Origin of the sequence: Nonomuraea sp. NPDC049637 (genome assembly GCF_040675235.1) — a bacterium.
GTDB lineage: Bacteria > Actinomycetota > Actinomycetes > Streptosporangiales > Streptosporangiaceae > Nonomuraea.
Window position 1 is genome coordinate 24,806 of the sequence record NZ_JBFAOM010000025.1, and the last position, 21,170, is coordinate 45,975.

General features: G+C 73.3%; 22 protein-coding genes. 15 read left to right on the plus strand and 7 right to left on the minus strand.

The genetic code is table 11. The features are described from left to right. Positions 1-12 precede the first annotated feature (12 nt). A complete protein-coding gene (locus AB0J71_RS30015) occupies positions 13-618 on the minus strand; it encodes a winged helix-turn-helix domain-containing protein (RefSeq protein ID WP_352321851.1) in 606 nt (201 codons plus the stop codon). A 65-nt stretch (positions 619-683) separates the two neighbouring features. On the opposite strand from AB0J71_RS30015, the gene AB0J71_RS30020 reads away from it, so the two are divergent. Next, entirely contained in the window at positions 684-1,937 is a 1,254-nt protein-coding gene (locus AB0J71_RS30020) for an MFS transporter (RefSeq protein WP_364417145.1), read from the plus strand. A gap of 56 nt (positions 1,938-1,993) precedes the next feature. Then, positions 1,994-2,800, plus strand: a complete 807-nt coding sequence (locus tag AB0J71_RS30025; protein ID WP_189652565.1) for a serine/threonine-protein kinase — start codon at positions 1,994-1,996, stop codon at positions 2,798-2,800. A 55-nt stretch (positions 2,801-2,855) separates the two neighbouring features. Here the strand turns inward: AB0J71_RS30025 and AB0J71_RS30030 are convergent, their stop codons facing one another. After that, positions 2,856-3,602 (minus strand): lysophospholipid acyltransferase family protein, encoded by a 747-nt coding sequence (locus AB0J71_RS30030; protein WP_352321855.1) that lies wholly within the window; start codon positions 3,600-3,602, stop codon positions 2,856-2,858. Positions 3,603-3,757: 155 nt separating this feature from the next. On the opposite strand from AB0J71_RS30030, the gene dhaK reads away from it, so the two are divergent. From dhaK to AB0J71_RS30045, 3 genes are read left to right on the plus strand one after another with little or no spacing between them, the layout of a single operon-like run. Then, on the plus strand, positions 3,758-4,738 hold the full coding sequence (gene dhaK, locus AB0J71_RS30035) for a dihydroxyacetone kinase subunit DhaK (RefSeq protein ID WP_352321857.1): 981 nt from the start codon (positions 3,758-3,760) through the stop codon (positions 4,736-4,738). Next, positions 4,738-5,388 (plus strand): dihydroxyacetone kinase subunit DhaL, encoded by a 651-nt coding sequence (gene dhaL / locus AB0J71_RS30040; protein WP_352321859.1) that lies wholly within the window; start codon positions 4,738-4,740, stop codon positions 5,386-5,388. Before dhaK ends, dhaL begins: the two co-directional genes overlap by 1 nt. Further along, positions 5,388-5,762, plus strand: a complete 375-nt coding sequence (locus AB0J71_RS30045; protein ID WP_364417147.1) for a phosphoenolpyruvate--protein phosphotransferase — start codon at positions 5,388-5,390, stop codon at positions 5,760-5,762. The genes dhaL and AB0J71_RS30045 overlap by 1 nt, the downstream gene beginning before the upstream one ends. A gap of 190 nt (positions 5,763-5,952) precedes the next feature. On the opposite strand, the gene AB0J71_RS30050 is transcribed toward AB0J71_RS30045, so the two are convergent. From AB0J71_RS30050 to AB0J71_RS30070, 5 genes are all read right to left on the minus strand, one after another. Further along, positions 5,953-7,704 carry a thiamine pyrophosphate-binding protein gene (locus AB0J71_RS30050; RefSeq protein WP_364417149.1) on the minus strand — a complete coding sequence of 584 codons (1,752 nt, stop codon included), beginning with the start codon at positions 7,702-7,704 and terminating at the stop codon, positions 5,953-5,955. Beyond that, positions 7,701-8,474, minus strand: coding sequence for a cyclase family protein (locus AB0J71_RS30055; RefSeq protein WP_352321865.1), 774 nt, complete (start codon positions 8,472-8,474; stop codon positions 7,701-7,703). Before AB0J71_RS30055 ends, AB0J71_RS30050 begins: the two co-directional genes overlap by 4 nt. A gap of 75 nt (positions 8,475-8,549) precedes the next feature. Further along, positions 8,550-9,473 carry a carbohydrate kinase family protein gene (locus tag AB0J71_RS30060; protein ID WP_352321867.1) on the minus strand — a complete coding sequence of 308 codons (924 nt, stop codon included), beginning with the start codon at positions 9,471-9,473 and terminating at the stop codon, positions 8,550-8,552. After that, positions 9,470-10,138, minus strand: a complete 669-nt coding sequence (locus tag AB0J71_RS30065; protein WP_364417151.1) for a hypothetical protein — start codon at positions 10,136-10,138, stop codon at positions 9,470-9,472. Before AB0J71_RS30065 ends, AB0J71_RS30060 begins: the two co-directional genes overlap by 4 nt. A gap of 45 nt (positions 10,139-10,183) precedes the next feature. After that, positions 10,184-10,612, minus strand: coding sequence for a CBS domain-containing protein (locus tag AB0J71_RS30070; protein ID WP_352321871.1), 429 nt, complete (start codon positions 10,610-10,612; stop codon positions 10,184-10,186). 139 nt (positions 10,613-10,751) lie between these two features. Here AB0J71_RS30070 and AB0J71_RS30075 point away from each other — a divergent pair, with 139 nt between their 5' ends. The 10 genes from AB0J71_RS30075 to AB0J71_RS30120 all read left to right on the plus strand — a co-directional run bounded on the left by AB0J71_RS30075 (position 10,752) and on the right by AB0J71_RS30120 (position 21,166). Continuing rightward, a complete protein-coding gene (locus AB0J71_RS30075; protein ID WP_352321872.1) occupies positions 10,752-12,146 on the plus strand; it encodes an aminopeptidase P family protein in 1,395 nt (464 codons plus the stop codon). Between the two features lie 165 nt (positions 12,147-12,311). Beyond that, on the plus strand, positions 12,312-13,103 hold the full coding sequence (locus tag AB0J71_RS30080) for an ABC transporter permease (RefSeq protein WP_352321874.1): 792 nt from the start codon (positions 12,312-12,314) through the stop codon (positions 13,101-13,103). Continuing rightward, positions 13,100-13,957, plus strand: a complete 858-nt coding sequence (locus tag AB0J71_RS30085; RefSeq protein WP_352321876.1) for an ABC transporter permease — start codon at positions 13,100-13,102, stop codon at positions 13,955-13,957. Before AB0J71_RS30080 ends, AB0J71_RS30085 begins: the two co-directional genes overlap by 4 nt. Positions 13,958-13,961: 4 nt before the next feature. Further along, on the plus strand, positions 13,962-14,981 hold the full coding sequence (locus tag AB0J71_RS30090; RefSeq protein ID WP_352321877.1) for an MCE family protein: 1,020 nt from the start codon (positions 13,962-13,964) through the stop codon (positions 14,979-14,981). Between the two features lies 1 nt (position 14,982). Continuing rightward, positions 14,983-16,038 carry an MlaD family protein gene (locus tag AB0J71_RS30095; protein ID WP_364417153.1) on the plus strand — a complete coding sequence of 352 codons (1,056 nt, stop codon included), beginning with the start codon at positions 14,983-14,985 and terminating at the stop codon, positions 16,036-16,038. Continuing rightward, positions 16,038-17,063 carry an MlaD family protein gene (locus AB0J71_RS30100; protein ID WP_352321881.1) on the plus strand — a complete coding sequence of 342 codons (1,026 nt, stop codon included), beginning with the start codon at positions 16,038-16,040 and terminating at the stop codon, positions 17,061-17,063. Before AB0J71_RS30095 ends, AB0J71_RS30100 begins: the two co-directional genes overlap by 1 nt. After that, positions 17,060-18,091 carry an MCE family protein gene (locus AB0J71_RS30105; RefSeq protein ID WP_352321883.1) on the plus strand — a complete coding sequence of 344 codons (1,032 nt, stop codon included), beginning with the start codon at positions 17,060-17,062 and terminating at the stop codon, positions 18,089-18,091. Before AB0J71_RS30100 ends, AB0J71_RS30105 begins: the two co-directional genes overlap by 4 nt. Then, on the plus strand, positions 18,088-19,107 hold the full coding sequence (locus tag AB0J71_RS30110; RefSeq protein WP_352321884.1) for an MCE family protein: 1,020 nt from the start codon (positions 18,088-18,090) through the stop codon (positions 19,105-19,107). The genes AB0J71_RS30105 and AB0J71_RS30110 overlap by 4 nt, the downstream gene beginning before the upstream one ends. After that, on the plus strand, positions 19,104-20,471 hold the full coding sequence (locus AB0J71_RS30115; protein ID WP_352321886.1) for an MCE family protein: 1,368 nt from the start codon (positions 19,104-19,106) through the stop codon (positions 20,469-20,471). The genes AB0J71_RS30110 and AB0J71_RS30115 overlap by 4 nt, the downstream gene beginning before the upstream one ends. Beyond that, on the plus strand, positions 20,468-21,166 hold the full coding sequence (locus tag AB0J71_RS30120) for a hypothetical protein (RefSeq protein ID WP_352321887.1): 699 nt from the start codon (positions 20,468-20,470) through the stop codon (positions 21,164-21,166). Before AB0J71_RS30115 ends, AB0J71_RS30120 begins: the two co-directional genes overlap by 4 nt. The last annotated feature ends 4 nt before the right edge of the window (positions 21,167-21,170 follow it).

Sequence of the window (21,170 nt, forward strand, 5' to 3'; positions counted from 1 at the left end):
GCGTTGCGGGGGTCAGGGCCGGTCGGCCGCGGGCGGCTCGCCCGTGGCCCCGAGCGGCAGGACGTCGAAGTGCACGACGACGTGGCCGCCGCCGGCGGGGCTGTCCCTGCCGTCGGACAGGCGGCGGAAACGGTCCAGCACCTCCAGCACCCGGTCGCGCAGGTCGGCCGTCTCCTCGGGGGTGAGCCGCAGCGAGCGGCGGGCGAACACGCTGGCCTGCGTCCATTCCTCGGGGGCCCGCGCCGAGCCCTCGCGCCAGCGGGTCAGCTCCGCGCCGCGCTGCCGGACCATGTCGTCCAGCAGGAACTCCAGGGCGTCGGCCTCCTCCGGATGGTCCCCGGCCGGCCCGAAGCTGAAGCCGCCCGGCGTGATCCGCCAGTACTTCTCCTTGCCCCGGCCCAGCTCGGGCGCGATCTCGATCATGCCGTGGCGGGCCAGCTCGCGCAGGTGGTAGCTGGTGGCCCCGGTGTTCTGCCCGAGCAGGCCGGCCAGGCCGGTGGCCGTGGCGGGGCCGTGCTCGTCGAGCAGCTCGTAGATGCGCAGCCGCAGCGGGTGCGCGAACGACTTCAGCGCCTTCGCGTCGAGGGTGCGGGCGGAAAAGCTCTTGCCTGCTGTCACTGTGCAAGCCTATCTTTGCAAAGGAATCTATGCACACTTTTCTTTACACACTATCGGAGTGAGCCGTGAATCGTCTCGGCCGAGCCTTCTGGTTCCTTTGGTCGTCCACCGCGCTGTCGAACCTGGCCGACGGTGTGCTGCGGGTCGGCGCGCCGCTGCTGGCCGTGTCCATGACCCGCTCCCCCACGCTGGTGTCGCTGGCCGGGGCCGCCGCGACCGCGCCCTGGCTGCTGCTCGCGCTGCACGCGGGGGCGGTCGCCGACCGGGTCGACCGCCGCCGGGTCATGACGCTGGCCAACGCCGCGCGTACGGCGGTGCTGGCGGTGGCGGCGCTGCTGGCCGCGGCGGGCCTGCTGAACCTGTGGACGTTGCTCGCGGTGATCTTCGCGGCCGGGGTGAGCGAGGTCTTCGCCGACACCTCGGCGCAGTCCGTCCTGCCCATGACCGTCTCCAAGGACGATCTCACCAGGGCCAACGCCCGGATCGTCGGCGTCCAGACCGTCGGCAACGACTTCGTCGGCGCACCCCTGGCCGGGCTGCTCGCCGGCCTGCTGCCGGCCGCCCTCTTCGGCGCCCCCGCCCTCCTGTACGCCGCCGCCGCCCTGCTGCTGACCGGCATGGCCGGCTCCTTCCGTGCCGCTCCCGCCGCGTCCGGGCCGCGCCGCCCGCTGCGCACCGACATCGCCGAGGCGCTGCGCTACCTGTGGGCCCACCGGCTGCTGCGCAGGCTGGCGATCTCCGCGGGCATGATGAACATGGCCAACGCCGGATACTTCGCCGTCTTCGTCCTGTGGGCCGTCGGCGACGGGTCGCATATCGGCCTCGACCCGAGCGGCTACGGCCTCATGATGACGGCGTTCGCGGCCGGCGCGGTGCTCGGCTCGCCGCTGACCGGGCCGGTCACGCGGCTGGCCGGCGAGGCCGGCACGCTGGCCGGGGCGTGGCTGATCAGCAGCCTGCTGCTGCTCGTCCCCGTGCTGGCGCCGTCGCCGTGGGCGCTGTACCCGGTCGCGGTGGTGTGGGGCGTGACGGGGGCGGCGGCCAACGTGCTGGTCGTCTCGGTCCGCCAGCGGCTGATCCCCGGCGAGCTGCTGGGACGGGTGAACTCCGCCTACCGGCTGGTCGGCATGGGCGGCATGCCGGTGGGCGCGGCGCTCGGCGGCCTGGCGGGCGACCTGTTCGGGCTGGCCGCCGTCCTGGCCGGGGCCGCGGGGCTGTGCCTGGTGGCGGTGGCGCTCGTGTGGCGCGCCCTGCCTGGGCGAATTTCTGCGGCGCTGACCAGCGAACCTACACTTCCCGACATATCCAGATCACGTTAGGCACCCTATGCCGTGTGCGGAGATGACATGATTATCCCCGAGCTTGAGGGGATGGTATGCGGGAGATCGGCGGACGGTACCTCCTGAACGAGGAGGCCGGTCGTGGGGGTATGGGAGTCGTCTGGCGGGCGTTCGATCGGCTCCTCCACCGAGAGGTGGCGTTGAAGGAGCTGACTCTGGCCGGTGAGGCCGAGATGGTTCGCCGCCGGGTGCTGCGTGAGGCCCGGATGGCGGCCGGCCTGACGCACCCCAACATCGTCACGGTCCACGACCTGATGGAAGTGGGCGGCAAGCTCTGGATCGTGATGGAGTACCTGCACGGGCTCTCACTCCACCAGCTGCTCTCCCAGGTGGGGACGTTGCCCGCGCAGTCGGTGGCGGCGATCGGGCAGCACCTGCTCGCCGCGCTGCGCACCGCGCACAAGGCCGGCGTGCTCCATCGCGACGTCAAGCCGGCCAACGTGATGCTGACCGGCGACCGCGTGGTGCTGACCGACTTCGGCATCGCCACCGCGGAGGGCGACATCCGCATGACGACCTCGCGGCGGCTGCGCGGCACGCCCGCGTTCATGGCCCCGGAGCGGCTGCACGGCGGGCCGGCCAGCAAGGAGGCCGACATGTGGTCCTTCGGCGCGACGCTCTACAGCGCGGTCGAGGGCCAGCCGCCCTACCCCGGGCAGGACGCGGCGACGGTGCTCGGCATGGCCCGCAGCGGCCCGTACCCGCCGCCGCGGCGGGCCGGGGTGATGCGCCCGCTCATCGAGGGGCTGCTGCACCACGACCCGGTGCGCCGCTACACGCCGGAGCAGACGGCGGGCCTGCTGGCGGGCATGCGCGCCAGCGCCTACCAGGCCGCCATCTGACCGGCTCTGACCGGCCCTGACCTGCTCTGACCGGCCCTGACCGGCTCTGCCGGGCTCAGTCCTTCTGGGCGCGGGCCTCGGCCTCGGCGGCGTCCATGGCGGCCGCCTCCTCGGGGGTGGGCGCGGTGCCGCCCAGGTGCGCGGGCTGCCACCACACGCCCGGCGGCACCTCGGGGTAGGTGCGCTGCGCCCGGTCGACCAGCTCCGACAGGCGGGTGTGCAGGTCGACGGTGTGCTGGTTGACGTCTTCCCCGCGCTTGGGGTGGAACGGCTCGCCCACCAGGATGGTGATGGGCACGTGCCGCTGGGTGAGCTGCTTGGGCCGGCCCTTGGTCCACAGCCGCTGGCTGCCCCACAGGGCGACCGGGATGACCGGCACGTTGGTGGCCTGGGCCATGCGGATCGCGCCGTTCTTGATCTCCTTGACGGTGAAGGAGCGGCTGATCGTGGCCTCGGCGAAGACGCCCACCACCTCGCCGGCCTTGAGCTTGCGCAGCGCGGTGGCGTACGAGCCGGCCCCGGCCCCGCGGTCGACCGGGATGTGGTGCATGCCGCGCATCAGCGGCCCGGAGACACGGTGGTCGAAGACGTCCTGCTTGGCCATGAAGCGCACCAGCCGCTTGGACGGCAGCGCGGCGAACCCCGCGAAGATGAAGTCGAGATAGCTGATGTGATTGCTCACCAGCACCGCTCCCCCGGTCCGCGGCACGTGCTCGGTGCCCTCCATGTGGAAGCGGTAGTCGAGCACGCGAAAGAGGGTCCGCGCGGCGGCGATCACCGGCGGGTACACAATCTCAGCCATGAGCAGAAGGTAGCCTACTCACGCCGGTCGGCAGGCCACTCAGGAGACCCGTTCTCGCCCGGAAAAGATCGGCTCGGGTCACGAGTTCGTAGGACATCGCCCCTGTTCACGCGGCGGCGCTTGCCCTCCCGTGAGAACGGGCAGATGTTTTGACCATGAAGAAGCTCATCAACACCGCCGACTCCGTGGTGGAGGACGCGCTGAACGGCATGGCGGCGGCCCATCCCGGGCTGAGGGTCCAGGACCGCGTGGTCTACCGGGCCGCGGGGCCGCGCCCCGGCAAGGTGGGGCTGGTGTCGGGCGGCGGCTCGGGCCACGAGCCCCTGCACGCCGGTTTCGTCGGCCACGGCATGCTGGACGCCGCCTGTCCCGGCGAGATCTTCACCTCGCCCGTGCCCGACCAGATCATCGAGGCCACCAAGGCGGTCGACGGCGGCGCGGGGGTGCTGCACATCGTCAAGAACTACACCGGCGACGTGCTCAACTTCGAGATGGCCGCCGAGCTGGCCGAGGACAACGACGTGGCCTCCGTGCTGGTCGACGACGACGTGGCCGTCCAGAACTCGCTCTACACGGCCGGGCGGCGCGGCACGGGCGCGACGCTGTTCGTGGAGAAGATCGCGGGCGCGCTGGCCGAGGAGGGCGCGCCGCTGGCCGAGGTGGCCCGGGTGGCCGCCGAGGTGAACGAGCGCAGCCGGTCGTTCGGCATCGCGCTGACCTCGTGCACGACGCCGTCGGCCGGCAAGCCGACGTTCGACCTGCCCGAGACGGACGTGGAGCTGGGCATCGGCATCCACGGCGAGCCCGGCCGCACGCGGGTGCCGATGGCCTCGGCCCGCGAGCTGGCCGCCGTCGCGATGGAGGCCCTGCACAGCGACCTGCCGCTCCGCGGCGACCTGCTGGTCATGGTCAACGGCATGGGCGGCACCCCGCTCATGGAGCTGTACGTGCTGTTCGCCGAGGTCGCGGCGTTCGTGAAGGGCAAGGACGCGCGGGTGGCCCGCTCGCTCGTCGGCAACTACGTGACGAGCCTGGACATGCAGGGCTTCTCGGTCACCGTGTGCCGGGTCGACGACACGCTCACCCGGCTCTGGGACGCGCCCGTCGAGACGCCGGCGCTGCGCTGGGGGCGTTGATGGACACCCGCTTCTTCGCGGACTGGCTCGACGAGGCGGCCCGGCTGGTCCGCCGCGACCGCGAGCGGCTGACGGAGCTCGACGCGGCCATCGGCGACGCCGACCACGGCGCGAACCTGGACCGCGGCTTCACCGAGGTCGCCAAGGCGCTGGCCGACCGGCCGCCGGGCTCCCCCGGGCAGGTGCTGACTGACGCGGGCACGGCCCTCATCCGCCGCGTCGGCGGCGCCTCCGGCCCGCTGTACGGGTCGATGTTCCGCCAGATGGGCCGCACGCTGGAGTCCCCGGTGACGCTGGCCCGCTTCGAGGCGGCGTTCGAGGAGGGGGTGGTCGCGCTGGAACGGCTGGGCAAGGCGGCCGTGGGCGACAAGACCATGGTGGACGCGCTGGTCCCGGCCTCCCGGTCGCTGGCCCTGGCCGTACGGGACGGCATCGGGGCGCTGGAGGCGTTCGAACGGGCGGCGGACGCGGCGGCCGAGGGCGCACGCGAGACGATCCCCCTCCAGGCCCGCAAGGGCCGGGCCAGCTACCTGGGCGAACGCAGCGTGGGACACGAGGACCCGGGCGCCGCCTCCGCGGCCCTGATCATGCGCGCCCTGGCCACGACGGCCCGCAACCGCGCAGAGGGCCAGGGGCGGGCGGAGGGCTGATGGTCGGCGTGGTGCTGGTCTCGCACAGTGCCGGACTGGCGGCCGAGACGGCGGCGCTGGCCCTGGGGATCGCCGCGGAGCCCGTGCCGGTGGCGGCGGCCGGCGGCACCGCGGACGGCGGCCTGGGCACCAGCTTCGACCTCGTCGAGCAGGCGGTGCGCGGCGTGGACCAAGGCGACGGCGTGCTGATCATCCCCGACCTCGGCAGCTCGGTGCTGACCGCCCGGCTGCTGGAGGAGGACGGCCGGGTGGTGGTCGCGGACGTGCCGTTCGTGGAGGGGGCGGTGGCGGCGTGCGTGGCGGCGTGCACGGGCGGGTCGCTGGCGGAGGTGCTGGCCGCCGCCGAAGAGGCCCGCACCTACCGCAAACTCTGACCACCCCGGACCCCGAACCCGGACTTCGAACCCGAACCCGGACCCTGAACCCGAACCCGGACCCGAATTCGGACCCCTAATCCGGACCCCGGACCCGGACCCGGACCCGGACCCGGACCCGGCGGATGGCACCGGTCGTTCGGCGGCCTTCCGTGCCGCACGGCCGTTCGGCGGGCCTTCGCCGTGCTCCTCAGTGGCCCTTGAAGGCCTCTTCCAGCCACCAGGAGCCGCGTTCGCCGGTGATCTTGGCGTGCACCAGCAGCGGGCGGTCCCTGGGCCCCTTGAGCCATTCGGCCACGCCCGCCAGCCCGGCGGCGTCCGTGACGGTCACCGCCGCGAACCCGTGGCCCCGGGCGATCGCGGCCAGGTCGGCGGGCGGGAAGCGGACCGTGCCGAGCGCATGCCCGTGCGGCCCGAAGTGGTGCACCTCCGCCCCGTACGCCTCGTCGTCGTAGACCACGACCACCATGGGCAGCCCCAGCCGGACGACGGTCTCCAGCTCGGCGATGCCCATGAGCGCGCCGCCGTCGCCCAGGGCGGCCACGGGGAGCCGGTCCGGACGGGCCAGGGCGGCCCCGATCGCGGTCGCCAGGCCGAGCCCGACCGACTGGAACGCCTGGGTGAAGCAGAACCCGCCCGCGTCCGGCACGTCCAGGAACATCGAGGGGTATCCCATGAAGTTGCCGGAGTCGACGGACACGACGCGCTCGCTCGGGAGCAGGTCGTCCAGGGCGATGGTGAGCGTTCTCGGGTCGATGCGGCCCGCGCCGCTCTCGTCCCGGTACGGCACCGCGCGCCAGCGCCCCTCGTCCCTGATCCGCCGGGCCAGCTCGGCCGACCGGTAGCCCGGCGCGGCGCCGCCCGGCCCGGTCAGGGCCGCCGCCACGGCTCGGACGTCCCCGACCACGCCCAGGTCGGCCCGGACGTGCGCGCCGACGGCCGCCGGATCGAGGTCGACCTGGACCACCTCGGCCTCCGGCGCGATCAGCGTGCCGTGGCGGGTCGTCCACATGTTCAGGGCGCAGCCCCAGCCGACGATCAGGTCCGCGCCGCGGATCAGCTCGGCCGCCAGCGGGGTGGCGAAGCCGCCGCTCACGTCGAGGTCCCAGGGGCTGCCGCGGAACAGGCCCTTGGCGACGGCGGAGGTGGCCAGCAGGGCGCCGGTGCGGTCGGCCAGCGCCTCCAGCTCGCGGCGGGCGTGCCGGGCGCCGCGGCCCGCGACGAACACCGGCCGCCGCGCCCCGGCCAGCAGCCGCCGCAGCTCGGCCGTCGCGTCGTCCGGGGCTGCCCGGTCGGACTCCGCCGTCGCGTCGTCTGCGGCTGCCAGGCCGGACCCTGCCGTCGTGTCCCGCGCGGTTGCCAGGCCGGACTGTGCCGTCGTGTCCCGCGCGGCTGACCGGACGGGCCCGGCCGCGCCCGTCACGGCCGGTGCGGGCCCGAGGGGGCGCGAGGGGGCGGACTGCACGTCGAGCGGCAGGTTCAGCAGGACCGTGCGGCGTTCCCGCGAGGCCACGCGGAAGGCTTCGAGCGCCTGCTCCTCGGCCCGCGCGGCGTCCGTGAGGCGCATGGGGACCGCGCCCACCGCCGCGGCCAGGGCGTCCTGGTCGACGTGGAAGTTGGAGCGCGCGTCCGTCGCCTCACCGGCCAGGACGATCATCGGCGTACGGCTCTTGGCCGCCTCGGCGATCCCCGTCATCGCGTTGGTCAGCCCCGGCCCCTGGTGGACCGTGACGACGCCGACCTCGCCGCTCATCCGGGCGTAGGCGTCGGCCATGGTCGCCGCCCCGCCCTCGTGCCGCGCGGCGACGAACCGCACGCCGTGCTCGACCAGCGCGTTGGTGACGTGGAAGTTGCCGCTGCCGACCACCCCGAACGCCGTGCGGACGCCGCCGGCGGCCAGCGCCCGGCCGACCGCCGCGGCCGCCGTCTCCGGGACGGTCAACGTTCCACCAGGGCCAGGACGCGGACGGGGCTGCCGGAGCCGCCCACGATGGGCAGCGGCGGGGCGACCACGGCGGCCCCGGTCACCGGCAGGCGGTCGAGGTTGCGGAGCTGGGTCAGGCCGTACTTGCCCGCGCCGAGCAGGAAGGAGTGGCAGGGGAAGGGCGGGTCGAAGGAGTGGGCGGCCCCTGCGTCGGTGCCGACGGTCTCCACGCCGAGCCCGAGGATCGGGGTCTCGGCGGCCAGCCAGGACGCGCACTCCACCGAGATGCCCGGCGAGTGCGGGCCGGTCTCGTCGGCGTTGAGGAAGGCGGCCTGGTCGGCGGAGCGGGCGTCCCAGCCGGTGCGGTAGAGCAGCCAGCCGCCGTCGGGCAGCGGGCCGTTGGCGCGTTCCCATTCTTTGACGTGGTCGATCTGGAGGAGAAAGTCGGGGTCCTTGGCCGCCTCGGCGGCGAAGTCGAGCACGACCGCGGGCGCGATCAGGCTGCGTACGGGCACCTGGGAGACGTCCTGGCCGTCGCGGGCGGTCACCCAGTGGACGGGGGCGTCGAAGTGGGTGCCGGAGTGCTCGCCGGTGTGGATGTCGTTCCAGTACCAGGCGGGGCCGCGGTCGTCGTAACGGCTGATCTCCTCCAGCCGGAACGGGATGGTGTTGCCGAACGGCTCGGGCAACTGGAGGATCGGCGTCTCGGAGGACAGGGGCGCGGTGAGGTCGACCACCTCGATCGCACCGCCGCGCACGCTGTCCAGGAAGCTCTGCAACACCGACATGTCATCCTCCTTGTTGGGCTGAGCGCATCCTCCTCCAGCGGGACTCACCCGCGCAACGACGTGGGACGGCGGTCTTCACAGGTCGTCCCAGGCGGGTTGGGCGGCGGTGCCGCCGGCCGCGCGGGTGGACAACGACCCGCAGGCCACGGCCACGTCGAGGCATTCGCGCGGGCTCATGCCGCGCAGCCTGGCGGCGAGGTAGCCGGCGTCGAAGCTGTCGCCCGCGCCGACGGTGTCCACCGGTTCGACGAGCCTGGCCGGGGCCCGCGTCACCAGGCCGGACTCCCAGGCCAGCGCGCCGTCCGCGCCGTCCTTGACGACGACGGCCGGCCCGAGGGCGCCCAGCCGCGCCGCGACGGCCTCCAGCGGCCCGTCACGGACGCCGGACAGGCGGGCCGCGATCGCCCTGGCCTCGCCGGCGTTGGGCAGGAACACGTCGGTCGCGGCGAGCACGTCCGCCAGGCCGTCCCAGCGGCCGGCCGGGTCGTCGTTGGTGTCCAGCGAGGTCGTGGCGCCCGCCGCGCGCAGCTCCGCCAGCAGCGCGGGCAGCCCGTCCGCGAGTCCGGGCTGCAGGAAGTACGACGACACGTGCACGTGCCGGGCCAGCCCGCGCGGCACGTCCGCGGCGGTCAGGTACGGCAGGCAGCCGGGTGAGGTGAGGATGGCGCGGTCGGTCCCGTCGGCGAGCACGACGGTCATGGCCGTGGGGCGGGGGTCGGTGACGCAGTGGGAGACGTCCACCCCGCGTTCGGCCAGCGCGCCGAGCACGAAACGTCCCGCCGCGTCGTCGCCCACGCGGCCGGCGAAGGCGGTGCGCAGGCCGAGCCTGGCGGCCCCGCACGCGGTGATCGCCCCGGACCCGCCGAGGACCAGGTCGCCGCCCGCGACGAGCTGTTCGCGCTGGCCGTACGCCGGCTGGCGCGGCGCGCCCGCCAGCACGACGTCGGGGTTGGCGTCGCCGACGACCAGGAGGTCGAACTCGGCGGCCACGGCCGTCACGCCTTTGTCCACTGTGCGCAGCCGGCGGTCTGGAACGCCTTGTCGCCCGGCTCGATGGTGACGCTCGCCGGGCCGGTCGGCGCGCCCGCGTTGATCACCGAGCCGAGGTCGGGGGACGTGCTGTTCAGCCGGGCCCAGAAGCAGTTCGTGGAGCCCGCGACGGGACCGGTCGTGCGGTACGTGCCGGGCTGCATGTCCACGCCCACGACGAACGTGCGCATCCCGGCCGTCGATCCGGTCTGCGCGGGTCCGGGCTGCGTGGGGCCGGTCTGGGCAGGGCCGGTCTGGGCGGGACCGGTTTGCGCGGGACCGGTTTGCGCGGGACCGGTCTGCGCGGGGCCGATTTGAGCGGGACCGGTTTGGGCGGGACCGGTTTGGGCGGGACCGGTTTGCGCGGGACCGGTTTGGAGGGGGTCCGGCTGGAGGGGGCCGGTCTGCGGGGCGTCCGTCTGGGCGGGCTGGGTGGCGGGGCCGGAGGCCGAGGGCGGGCCGGTGCCCTCGACCGTCACCGTGACCCTGGGGGCCGGCGAGGCCGACGAGCCCTCCGCGCCGTACCCGACGAAGACGCCCAGGATGAAGGCCACCACGGCGGCCAGCCCGGACACGAGCAGGATGATCGGCGGACTGCTCGTCGCCCGAGGGGGCTCAGGGGGGCCGTACGTCACGGACCAAGGGTGCCATCCCCATCGACGCCCCTGTCAACGCCCCGGTCAGCGGTGGAGGTAGTCGACGAGCGACGCCTTCTCCGTCTCCAGCTCCTCGATCGCGCTCTTGACCACGTCGCCGATGCTGACGATGCCCACCAGGCGGCCGTTCTCGACCACGGGCATGTGGCGATGCCGGTGGGTGGTCATCGTGCGGCGCAGCTCGTCGACGTTGTCGCCGGGCCCGGCCGTGCGGACCTCGGTCGTCATGATCGAGGAGACCGGCGCGTCGAGGATCTCGGGGCCCCGGTCGTGCAGCCGCCGCACCACGTCGCGCTCGGAGACGATCCCCTGGATCGTCGTGCCGTCGGTGGAGACGACGACCGCGCCGATGTTGTGGTCGGCGAGCTTGCCGAGCAGTTCCCGAACCGTCGCCGCCGGCGCCACCGTGGTGACAGCGTTTCCCTTGTTACGCAGGATCGTCCCGATGAGCATGTGCACCACCTCTGCTCCCGTTGTCCCCGGCCGAGGGCCGGCTTATGCCCGGTCCTCACAGGCAAACAACCGAGTGGGGACCCCGTCAAGCGGTCACGTAGGCTGACTTGCCGCATCTCCGACGACGTGGAAGGCATCGATGACCGAGCAGCTCAACACCGGAAGCCACGACCTGCCCATCACCCCGGAGCTGGCCGCGTTCATGCGCACCGGCTGGGCCGACACCCGGCGCACCGGCGTGACCGCGCTGCCGATCGCCCCCTGGGCGGCCCGGCGCAGGGCGGCGCTGGCCGCGCGCTTCCCCGGTGAGCGGCTGGTCGTCCCGTCGGGCACGCTCAAGGTGCGCAGCAACGACAGCGACTACCGGTTCCGTCCGCACAGCGCGTACTCCTACCTGACGGGCGCGGGCGAGCCCGGCGACGTGCTGGTCATCGAGCCGTCCGGGCAGGCCGTGCTGTACGTGCGCCCGCGCTCGCCGCGCGAGGAGGGCGAGGAGTTCTACCGCGACCGCCGCTACGGCGAGTTCTGGGTGGGCCGCAGGCCCGACCTGGCTGAGGCGTCGGAGTTGTACCAGATCGAGTGCGCGCACATCCGCGACCTGCGGCCGCAGGGCCCGGCCCGGGTGCTGCGCGGCGTCGACGCCTCCGTCGACGCGCTGGTGCCGGCGGGCGGCGGCGACGCCGAGCTGGAGGTGTTCCTGTCGGAGATGCGGCTGGTCAAGGACGAGTGGGAGGTCGGCGAGCTGCAGTCGGCCGTGGACGCCACCGTGCGCGGCTTCGAGGACGTCGTGCGCGCCCTGCCCGCGGCCCTCGGCCACCCGCGCGGCGAGCGTTACCTGGAGGGCGTCTTCGGGCTGCGCTCGCGCCTGGAGGGGAACGCGGTCGGCTACGACAGCATCGTGGCCTCCGGCGCCCACGCCTGCGTGCTCCACTGGATCCGCAACGACGGCGCGCTGGCCGAGGGCGACCTGCTGCTGCTGGACGCCGGCGTCGAGACCGACACCCTCTACACCGCCGACGTCACCCGGACGTTCCCGCTGTCGGGCCGGTTCACCGCTGCGCAGCGGCAGGCGTACGAGCTGGTGCTGGCCGCCCAGGACGCCGGCATCGCGGCGCTGAAGCCCGGCGCGAGCTTCCGCGACTTCCACCTGGCGGCCATGCGCGTCGTCTGCGAGGGCCTGCACGACTGGGGCCTGCTGAAGGACTCCCCCGACGCCCTCATGGAGTCGGGCCTGTACCGGCGCTACACGCTGTGCAGCAGCGGCCACATGCTCGGCCTCGACGTGCACGACTGCGCCAGGTCGCGGGCCGAGGTCTACCTCGACGGCGTGCTGGAGGAGGGCAACGTGCTGACGGTCGAGCCCGGCCTGTACTTCCAGCCCGACGACCTGACGCTCCCCGCCGAGCTGCGCGGCATGGGCATCCGCATCGAGGACGACCTGGTGGTCACCGCCGAGGGCGCCACCCTGATGTCCAAGGCGCTCCCCCGCCACCCCGACGAGATCGAGTCCTGGATGAACGTCGTCCGTTCGTGACGGCCCGGTCACTTTTCGTAGGTGGCTGACAAGGTGTGACCCGGGTCTCATAGCTTTTGCGCAAATTCCCGACAAGGCATCGACTACTAGACAACCCGTCAGTAAGGTGACTGATCCGTAGCCGGAGGTGGTCATGGCGGGTACACGCGTGCGGACGGGCGCCTGATGGCCCCGACCGGGTACGTCGGGCGCGCGGCCGGGTCGCTCCTGGGCCAGGTGGGCGAGCTGTTCGTCATCGTCCTGGAGGGCTTGCGCCGCACCTGGGACGTGCGGAACTGGTGGTGGGAGTTCGTCGACCAGTGCTGGTTCCTCGCCAAGGTCACCAGCGTCCCGGTGCTGCTCGTCTCCCTGCCGCTGGGCGCGACCGTGGCGCTGCAGGTGGGCGAGCTGGCCTGGCAGCTCGGCGCCGGCTCGGCCACCGGCAGCGCGGTGTTCGTCGGCCTCATCCGCGAGGTGGCGCCGCTGGCCAGCGCGCTGCTGATCGCCGGGGCCGGCGGCAGCGCGATGACCTCCGACATCGGCGCGCGGCACATCCGCGACGAGCTGAGCGCCATGGAGGTCATGTCGGTCAACCCCGTCCACCGCCTGGTCACGCCGCGCATGTGGGCCGCCTCCACGGTCGCGGTCTGCCTGTGCCCGCTGGTCATCCTGGCCGGCGCGAGCGGCGGCTACTTCTTCAACGTGGTGGTGCAGGGCGTCACGCCGGGCGCGTACTTCGACGGCGCGCTGTCCCTGGTCGTCGCCTCCGACCTGTACGTCACCCTGTTCAAGGCGTGGATCTTCGGCTTCGTCGCCGCCGCCGTGGCCTGCTACAAGGGCATGACGTGCGCGACCAGCCCGGTGGGCGTGGGACGGGCGGTCAACCAGGCGACCGTGCTGACGTTCATGCTGGTGTTCACGTTCAACTACGTGATCTCGGCCGTCTACTTCCTGGCCTACCCGCCGAGGTCGATGTGACGGCGGCGCCGGCGGCCGGGCCGGGGCTCGCCCGCCGCGGGCGGCGCCTGGCCGAGCGGCTCGCGACGCCGGCCGACTGGCCGCTGTTCGTGGGGAAGGTGCTCTTCTACTCCGTCCGCGACGTCGTCCTGCGGCTGCGTTACCGCAAGGTCGTGATCAGGCAGGTCAGCGACGTCGTGGTGGGGGTGGGCGCGACCGTCGTCGGCGGCGGCATGATCTTCGTGGTGTTCACGATGGCGTTCGTCGTGGGCGCGACCGTGGGCCTGCAGGGCTACCAGGGGCTGCAGGCCATCGGCGCGGAGTCGTTCGTGGGGCTGATCGGCAGCTTCGCCAACGTCCGCGAGATCACCCCGATCATCGCCGCGACCGCGCTGGCCGCGCAGGTGGGCTCGGCGTTCACGGCCGAGCTCGGGGCGATGCGCATCTCGGAGGAGATCGACGCGCTGGAGGTGATGGGCATCAACGCCTTCACCTACCTGATCTGCACCCGCGTGGTGGCGGCGCTGCTGGCACTGCTGCCGATCTACCTGATCGCGCTGTTCGCCAGCTTCTTCGCCACCCGCCTGATGTGCACGGCGCTGTTCGGCCTGGCGCCCGGCGCCTACGACTACTACTTCTACCTGTACCTGCCGGTCAGCGACATCGTCTACAGCCTGGTCAAGGTCGGGATCTTCGCCTTCGCCGTCATCGTGATCCACTGCTACCACGGCTTCCACGCCACCGGCGGGCCGGTGGGCGTGGGCGTGGCGGCCGGGCGCGCCATCCGCCAGTCGATCGTCACGATCGTGCTGCTGAACCTGCTGCTGTCGTTCCTGTTCTGGGGCGGCGGCGGCAACATTCCGCTGACGGGGTGAGCCGGTGTCCCGATCCGAACTTCCGCTCGCCGTCCGCCTCGGCATCGCCCTGGGCGTCGTCCTGACGCTGGCCGCGGCGACGTTCCTGGTCGTGCGCGGCGCCACCGAGGCGCGCGGCACCCGGATCGAGGCGGTGTTCGGCCGGGCCGGGCAGGGCATGGACACCAACTCCAAGGTCAAGATCCGTGGCATCACCGTCGGCGACGTGACGGACGTGACCCTGGACGCCAGGGGCCGGGCCGTGGTCACGATGCATCTCCAGCCCGGCGTGAAGGTGCCGCGGACCACCGTCGCGGCCGTCGAGCCGCTGTCGGTGTTCGGCCCGAAGATGATCGACCTGCGGCCGGGCCCCGGCGAGGCCACCGGGCCCTACCTGGGCAGCGGCGCGGTCATCACCCGCACCGAGGAGCCGCTCGACCTGTCCGGCACGCTCGGCGACGCCTACCGGGGCCTGGACGCCGTCGATCCCCGCGAGGTCACGGTCATCGTGCACACCCTGGCCAAGGGCCTGGACGGCGAGGGCCGCAACCTGCGCGAGCTGATCGGCGACGCCGGCACGGTCGTCGGCGTCGCCCACCGGCAGCGGGAGCGGGCCCGGCGGTTCCTGCACGACGCCGCCGCGCTCGGCACGGCCCTGTCCGACAAGGGCGACGAGCTGGTCTCGATCGCCTCCGACGCCGACGTCATCACCCCCGACCTGCTGCGGCGGGCCGACAAGGTGCGCGCCCTGCTCCAGGAGATCACCTCCGTCTCCGCGCTGGCCGCGCACGGCCTGCGCGCGCACCGCCAGGATCTGCGCGCGGCCGTGCACTCCGGCGAGCGCGTGGCCGCCCTCGTCTACGCCCAGCTCGGCCTGGCCGGTGACGGCGTACGCGGGCTGGGCAGGCTGGTGGACCTGCTCAACGAGCTGATCGAGACACCGGGGCCGGACGGCAGCGGCATGCTCCAGGTCGAGGCGTTCGTCGCCACCGACGTCTGCGAGCTGGTCGTCGGCGTCTGCGGCCGCACCGACGGGAGGCGCTGAGGTGGCGGTCTCCAGGACGCGGGTCGTGCGCAGGTGGACGTTCGTCCGGTTCGCCCTGTTCGTCGGCCTGACGATGTCGCTCATCGTGCTGATCGCCGTCCAGGTCGCCCGGGTCGGCACCGGCGGCGGCTACCGGCTGGTGGCCGCGTTCGACGACGTGTCGGGGCTGACCGAGGGCGACGAGGTCAAGATCGCCGGAGCGCCGGTCGGCCGGGTGCGGTCGATCGAGGTGGTGGCCGGCCGGGCGGAGGTCACCCTGGAGGTGCGGGACGAGGTCCGGGTGCCCACCGACACCGAGGCGGCCGTACGCTGGCGCAACGCCATCGGCCAGCGCGTGGTCTACCTGCTGCCGGGCACCGCGCCGGGCCGGCTGGCGCCGGGGTCGCGCATCGTGCGCACCTCGTCCGTGGTGGACGTCGGCGAGCTGGTCGGCGACCTCGGCCCGCTGACCCGCAGCCTGGACCCCGAGCAGATCAACCGGCTCCTCACCGCCGCGGCCAGGTCACTGAAGGGCAACGACCGGAACATCCCGCGGCTGCTGGACAACGTCGACGCCGTCACCGGCACGCTCAGCGAGCGCAGGGCGACCATCGAGAAGCTGCTGAAGGACTACGCGACGGTCACCGGCGTGGTGGCCCGGCGCGACCGGCAGATCGAACGGCTGGTGGACGACCTGGTGACGCTCTCGGAGGCGTTCGCCGGCAACCGCGAGCTGGTGGACGACGCCCTCGTCGAGCTGTCGGCCACCTTCCGCACCTCCGACGAGGTGATCGGGAAGAACGCCGGCGAGCTGGGCCGGGTGGTGGAGAACCTGTCCGGGCTGACCGGCGGCATCCGGCGGCACGTCCGCGAGATCGACCGGACGGTCAGCACGTTCCAGCCGCTGTTCGCCCGCGCGTACTCGACCGTGGACCGCGGGCACTACTTCATCACCGCCGTGCCCTGCCTGGCGCTGGGCCCCTCGCCGTGCCCGTACCCCATGCGGTCGCCGCCGCCGTTGCGCAACACCCGGGTCCAGAACGAGAAGGACCTGCGCAGGCTGCTGGTGGGCCGGTGATGGCGGTCAGGTCGTTCCGGGACCGGAACAAGGTCGTGGTGGGCCTTGTGTCGGTGGCCGTGCTGGGCGCGCTGCTGGTGGCCACGTTCCTGGTCGGCAACCTGGGGCTGCTGGAAGGCGGCTACTACGTGTCGGGCGTCTTCGTGGACTCGGGCGGCCTGCGCACCGGCAACGACGTGCGGGTGGCCGGGGTGCGGGTCGGCAAGGTCACCGAGGTGCGCGCCGACTACGCCCGGGGCAACGTGGTCGTCACCTGGAAGGTGGACGACGGCGTGCGGCTCGGCCGGTCCACCCGCGCCGACATCGCCCTGTCGAACCTGCTCGGCGGCCGCTACGTCAAGCTCACCGGCCCGGTCGCCGCCCCGTACCTCGACCAGCTCCCCGAGGCGCGGCGACGCATCCCCGTGGACCGGACCGGGGTGCCGACGCTCGTCAACGACGCGGTCAACGACGCCACCCGGCTGGTCCGGCGGCTCGACACCGACGCCGTGGACGACCTGCTCACCGAGCTGGGCAGGATCGACACCTCCCGGCGCGGCCGGGTGAGCAGGCTGCTGAAGAACATCGGCGACCTGTCGGACACCGTGAGCAGGAGCGAGCCGCAACTCCAGCGGCTGCTCGACAACGGCACGAAGATCATGGACGTGCTGGAGCGGAAGGACCGCCAGCTCGGCCGGCTCATCGACGCCGTCCAGATCATGCTGAACGAGCTGCGCGCCCGCAGGAAGGAGCTGCGCACCCTGCTCGGCGACGGCAGCGGCCTGGTGCGCAGCACCACCCGCCTGATCGACGAGCACGAGCGGGCCCTGATCCGGATCCTGGACGACACCTCGGCCGTCACCAGCCGCCTCAGCGGCAGCGGCGAGCGGCTCAACTCGCTGCTGGCCTGGGCGGGCCCGACGTTCTCCGGCCTGGCCACCATGGGCGGTCAGGGGCCGTGGCTGGAGGCCGTGGCCACCGGACTCGGCCCGATCGACCCCGAGGTGCTGGCCGCCGTGGCCAAGGACAGGAAGGGCGACCGATGAGACGACTCCTGCCGGTCCTGCTGGCCGGGACGCTGCTGGCGGCGAACGGCGGCTGCTCGGTGCTGGGCGAGCAGCCGTACCGGCTGGTGGCGGTCTTCCGCAAGACGCCCTCCCTGTACGAGCAGGCCCGGGTCAAGGTCATGGGGCTGGACGCCGGGCGCGTGGAGAAGATCCGCATCGACGGCGACAAGGTACGGGTCGAGCTGCTGGTCGACCGCGAGGTGCCGCTGCCGGCCGGGGTCAAGGCCGTGGTCGCGCCGCAGAACACGCTGGGCGAGCGCAACGTCGTGCTGTACCCGCCGTGGAAGCCGGGCGACCGGCGGATCGCGCCCGGCGCCGTCATCCCGCCGGAGCGCACCGAACTGCCCGTGGAGATCGACGACGCCCTGGCCGCCTTCACCAGGCTCACCGACGCCCTCGACGGCGAGAAGCTGGGCGACGTGGCCGGCAACCTGGCCGACGGCCTACGGGGGCGCGGCCGGACGATCAACGCCGCGATCGACGGCACCGCCCGCCTCACCGACACCCTGGCCCGCCAGGACGAGCAGCTCGTCGCCCTGGCCAAGGGCCTGAACCGGCTCGCCACCGGCCTCAACAGGCGGCAGGACCAGGTGACCGGCGCGATCGACTCCTTCGCCGAGGCCGGCGCGATCCTGGCCGAGGAACGGCAGCGCCTGCGCGGCTTCGTCGCGGACATGGCGGGCTTCGTCCGGCGCGGCGACCTGATCATCGAGGCCTACTCCGCACGCCTGCCGCGGGCCGCGAGCACGCTGGCCGAGCTGGTGCTGACGGTCCGGGCCAACAGCGAGTCCATGGCGCGGGCGGTCAAGGGCGCGGCCGACCTGGCCGACGTGCTGATCGACTCCTGGGACCGGGACCAGCACGTGCTGAAGATCCGCGTCGTGCTCAACGCGATGACCAGGACCTGGCTGACGCCGCTGTTCCAGGCGCTGAACCTGGGCGAGGTGCCGTGCCTGCCGGCCGGGCTGAGCAACTGTCCCTTCGAGCGGAAGAGGGCCGCCCGATGAGGGCCCGCCCGCTGCTCGCGCTGGTGCTCACCGCGCTGGTGCTCACCGCGTCCTGCTCGTTGCGCACGCTCGGCGCGACCACCGGCGACCTGACGCTGAACGCCACCTTCGACGACGTCCAGAGCCTGGTGGCCGGGCACAGCGTGCAGATCGCCGACGTCCGGGTGGGCACGGTGACCGGCATCCGGCTGGAGGGATACCGGGCCAGGGTGACGATGTCGATCCAGTCCGCGCACCGGGTGCCCGTGGGCAGCACCGCGACCGTGGCCAAGACGTCCGTGCTGGGCGAGAACTACGTCCTGCTCAGCCCGCCCGCGGGCCGGGACCTGGCCACGGGCCCGTACCTGGCGGACGGGGCCACGATCGCCGACACCTCGGTCGAACCGGACATCGAGCAGGTCACCGCCAAGGCCGGCCCGCTCGTCGAGGCGCTCGGCGCCCAGGACGTCAACGCGATCCTGGACGCCGCCTCCACCGCGTTCGCCGGCAAGGGCGCCGACGTCAACCAGCTGATCCGGCGCACCGCCGAGGTCACCGACGCCTACGCCGCGGCCCGGCGGGACCTGGCGACCGGCATCGACGCGCTGGCCAGGCTCGGCGACGACCTCGCCGAGGGCAGCGACGAGCTGGACCGGCTGCCCGGCGTCCTGGCTGCCGCCACCAGCCGCGTCGCGCACGGCCGCAAGCACGTCAAGCGGGCCGTCGTGGCGCTGACCGAGCTGGCCAGGGAGGCCAACCTCACCGTGTACCCGCGGCACGCCGCCCGGCTGCGCACGCTGCTGCGCGAGCTGGAGGCCGTCTCCTCGGCCATGCAGCGGGGCAAGGACGACCTCAAGGGGCTGGTGGCGCGGATCCAGGCGTTCATCGACGCGCCGCCGATCACGGTCAACGGCCAGGTGCTGATCTACGTCTGGCTGAAGGGCCTGCTGCTGCCCCGGAACAAGGGGGCCGAGGCCGCGAGGAAGGCCGCCGACCGGCTGAGCGACTTCCGCCTGCTGTGGGAGCCGCCGCGATGAGGCACCGGGTGCACCTGAACGTCGGCTTCTTCGTGCTGCTCGGCGTGGTCATGACGATCTGGGCGTTCAGCACGATCATCCGGCTCGACGTGATCGAGCGGCCGTACCGGGTGTCGGCCGAGTTCGCCTCCTCCCCCGGGCTCGTACGCGGCTTCGACGTGGCGTACCTGGGGGTGCGGGTCGGCAGGATCGGCGACGTGCGGCTGGCGCCGGGGAAGATCGTCGTCGGGCTGGACATCGACAAGGAGATCAGGCTGCCCAAGGACAGCACGGCCGAGGTGCGCCGCAAGTCCGCGGTCGGGGAGCCGTACGTGGAGCTGTCGCCGCCCGCCCGCGGCGTGGGCGGGGCCTCCCTCGCGCCCGGCGACACCATCCCGCTGTCGCGGACCGCCGTGCCGCTGGACTACCGCAAGCTGTTCGAGGGCGTGGGCAGGCTGCTCGACGCGGTGCCCGCCGGCGACGCCGAGACGATCACCCACGAGCTGGCCACCGCCCTGGACGGGCGCGCGCCCGCGATCAGGGCCGTCATCGAGAACGCCCACGACCTGACCGCCACCCTGGCCGACGACTCCCGGACCCTCGACGACCTGTCGGTGCAGCTCACCCGGCTCACCCACACGCTGGCCGGCCGGAAGGACCGGCTGGCCGCCGGCATCACGGACCTGAGCGCGGTCACGGGCTCGCTGCGGGCCTCACGTACGGACCTGAACGCCTTCCTCGACCAGGGCCCCGGCGTGTTCGCCCGGCTCGACGCGGCGATCAGGAGGTCCAGGCCCGGGTTCTCCTGCCTGCTGACCGCCGCCGGGCTGCCGCACCGACCGGCCTTCTCCGCCGCGACCGAGAAGGACGTGCACCACCTGCTGAGCGTCATGCCGACCGCGCTGAGCCTGGCCGACGACATCAGCGAACGGCAGGGGGACACTGTGTACGGCAAGGCGTCGTTCATCTTCAGCGTGCCCGGCGGGCCGACCCCGGCCGAGGAGTACGCGGGCCCCGTCGGCCCGCCCCACGTCCCCCGGCTCGCCACCTGCCCCTCCCCCACCCCCGCCGGCACCTCGCACGAAACCTCCAGGGCCACCCAGCACACCCCCGCCAGCCCGGACCCCGGCGCGTCGAGGACGGACCGGGACACCGGCGGGCCCGACGCCGAGGGCCCGAAGGCCGTCAAGAAGAAGTCCGGCGCGCCCGAGCCGCCGTCCCCGGCGTCGTCGAGCAGCGTGGCCGCCGCCGGCGACGCGTCCCGTACCCCACCGAGCCCCACGCCGCTGATTGTCGCGATCTTCCTCGCCGTCGTGGTGAGTGGTGGCATCGTGGGCTGGATCGCGGCGGGCCGGGCAGCCCGCCGCCGTGAGGAGTCACCATGACCACCGACCACCACCTCACCGCCCCGGACACCGTTCCCGACACCGAGGCCCCCGCTGAGGCTCCCGCTGAGGCCCCCACGGAGATCCCCACCGAGGCCGCGGGGGACGGGCCGGTGTCGGGGACGGCCGCGGGTGGGCGGTTCACGCGGACGCGGGTGTTCGGCGCGCTGGCGGCGATGCTGGCGGCGGCCGTCGCGGCCACGGCCGTGCTGCAGTGGATCGACGCCTCCCGGGCCCGGGACGCGCTGGCCCGCCTGGAGAGCGAACGCGCCCTGCGCCTGGAGGTCTCCGGCGCCGCGAGCGCCTTCAGCCAGGCCCTGCTCAGCTACGACTACAAGGACCTCCAGAGCACCCGCTCGACCCTGTCCGCCCAGGCCACGGGCGACTTCCAGGCCACCTACGACGCGGCGTTCGGCGGCGCGATGTCCCAGGTGATCGTCAAGCTCAAGGCCGTCTCCCAGGCCAAGGTCCGCGAGGTCTACCTGGCCGACGCCGACGAGGCCACCGCGCACGCCATCGTCGTCGTGGACCAGCAGGTGAACACCGCCCAGGCGATTCGCTCGGTGAAGGATTCGCACCTTAAGATCACGCTTGTGAAGCAGAAGGGCGCCTGGAAGGTCCAGGACGTGACCGTGCTCGGCGCGGCCTCGGAGGACCAGTACAAGCTCGACGACCCCGCGGCGAAGAAGGACTGACGAT

Coding starts and splice junctions, on each gene's coding strand:
- AB0J71_RS30025 (WP_189652565.1), top strand. CDS start 1,994: ATGCGGGAGATCGGCGGACGGTACCTCCTGAACGAGGAGGCCGGTCGT.
- AB0J71_RS30030 (WP_352321855.1), bottom strand. CDS start 3,602: ATGGCTGAGATTGTGTACCCGCCGGTGATCGCCGCCGCGCGGACCCTC.
- dhaK (WP_352321857.1), top strand. CDS start 3,758: ATGAAGAAGCTCATCAACACCGCCGACTCCGTGGTGGAGGACGCGCTG.
- dhaL (WP_352321859.1), top strand. CDS start 4,738: ATGGACACCCGCTTCTTCGCGGACTGGCTCGACGAGGCGGCCCGGCTG.
- AB0J71_RS30045 (WP_364417147.1), top strand. CDS start 5,388: ATGGTCGGCGTGGTGCTGGTCTCGCACAGTGCCGGACTGGCGGCCGAG.
- AB0J71_RS30055 (WP_352321865.1), bottom strand. CDS start 8,474: ATGTCGGTGTTGCAGAGCTTCCTGGACAGCGTGCGCGGCGGTGCGATC.
- AB0J71_RS30070 (WP_352321871.1), bottom strand. CDS start 10,612: ATGCTCATCGGGACGATCCTGCGTAACAAGGGAAACGCTGTCACCACG.
- AB0J71_RS30075 (WP_352321872.1), top strand. CDS start 10,752: ATGACCGAGCAGCTCAACACCGGAAGCCACGACCTGCCCATCACCCCG.
- AB0J71_RS30080 (WP_352321874.1), top strand. CDS start 12,312: ATGGCCCCGACCGGGTACGTCGGGCGCGCGGCCGGGTCGCTCCTGGGC.
- AB0J71_RS30100 (WP_352321881.1), top strand. CDS start 16,038: ATGGCGGTCAGGTCGTTCCGGGACCGGAACAAGGTCGTGGTGGGCCTT.
- AB0J71_RS30105 (WP_352321883.1), top strand. CDS start 17,060: ATGAGACGACTCCTGCCGGTCCTGCTGGCCGGGACGCTGCTGGCGGCG.
- AB0J71_RS30110 (WP_352321884.1), top strand. CDS start 18,088: ATGAGGGCCCGCCCGCTGCTCGCGCTGGTGCTCACCGCGCTGGTGCTC.
- AB0J71_RS30115 (WP_352321886.1), top strand. CDS start 19,104: ATGAGGCACCGGGTGCACCTGAACGTCGGCTTCTTCGTGCTGCTCGGC.
- AB0J71_RS30120 (WP_352321887.1), top strand. CDS start 20,468: ATGACCACCGACCACCACCTCACCGCCCCGGACACCGTTCCCGACACC.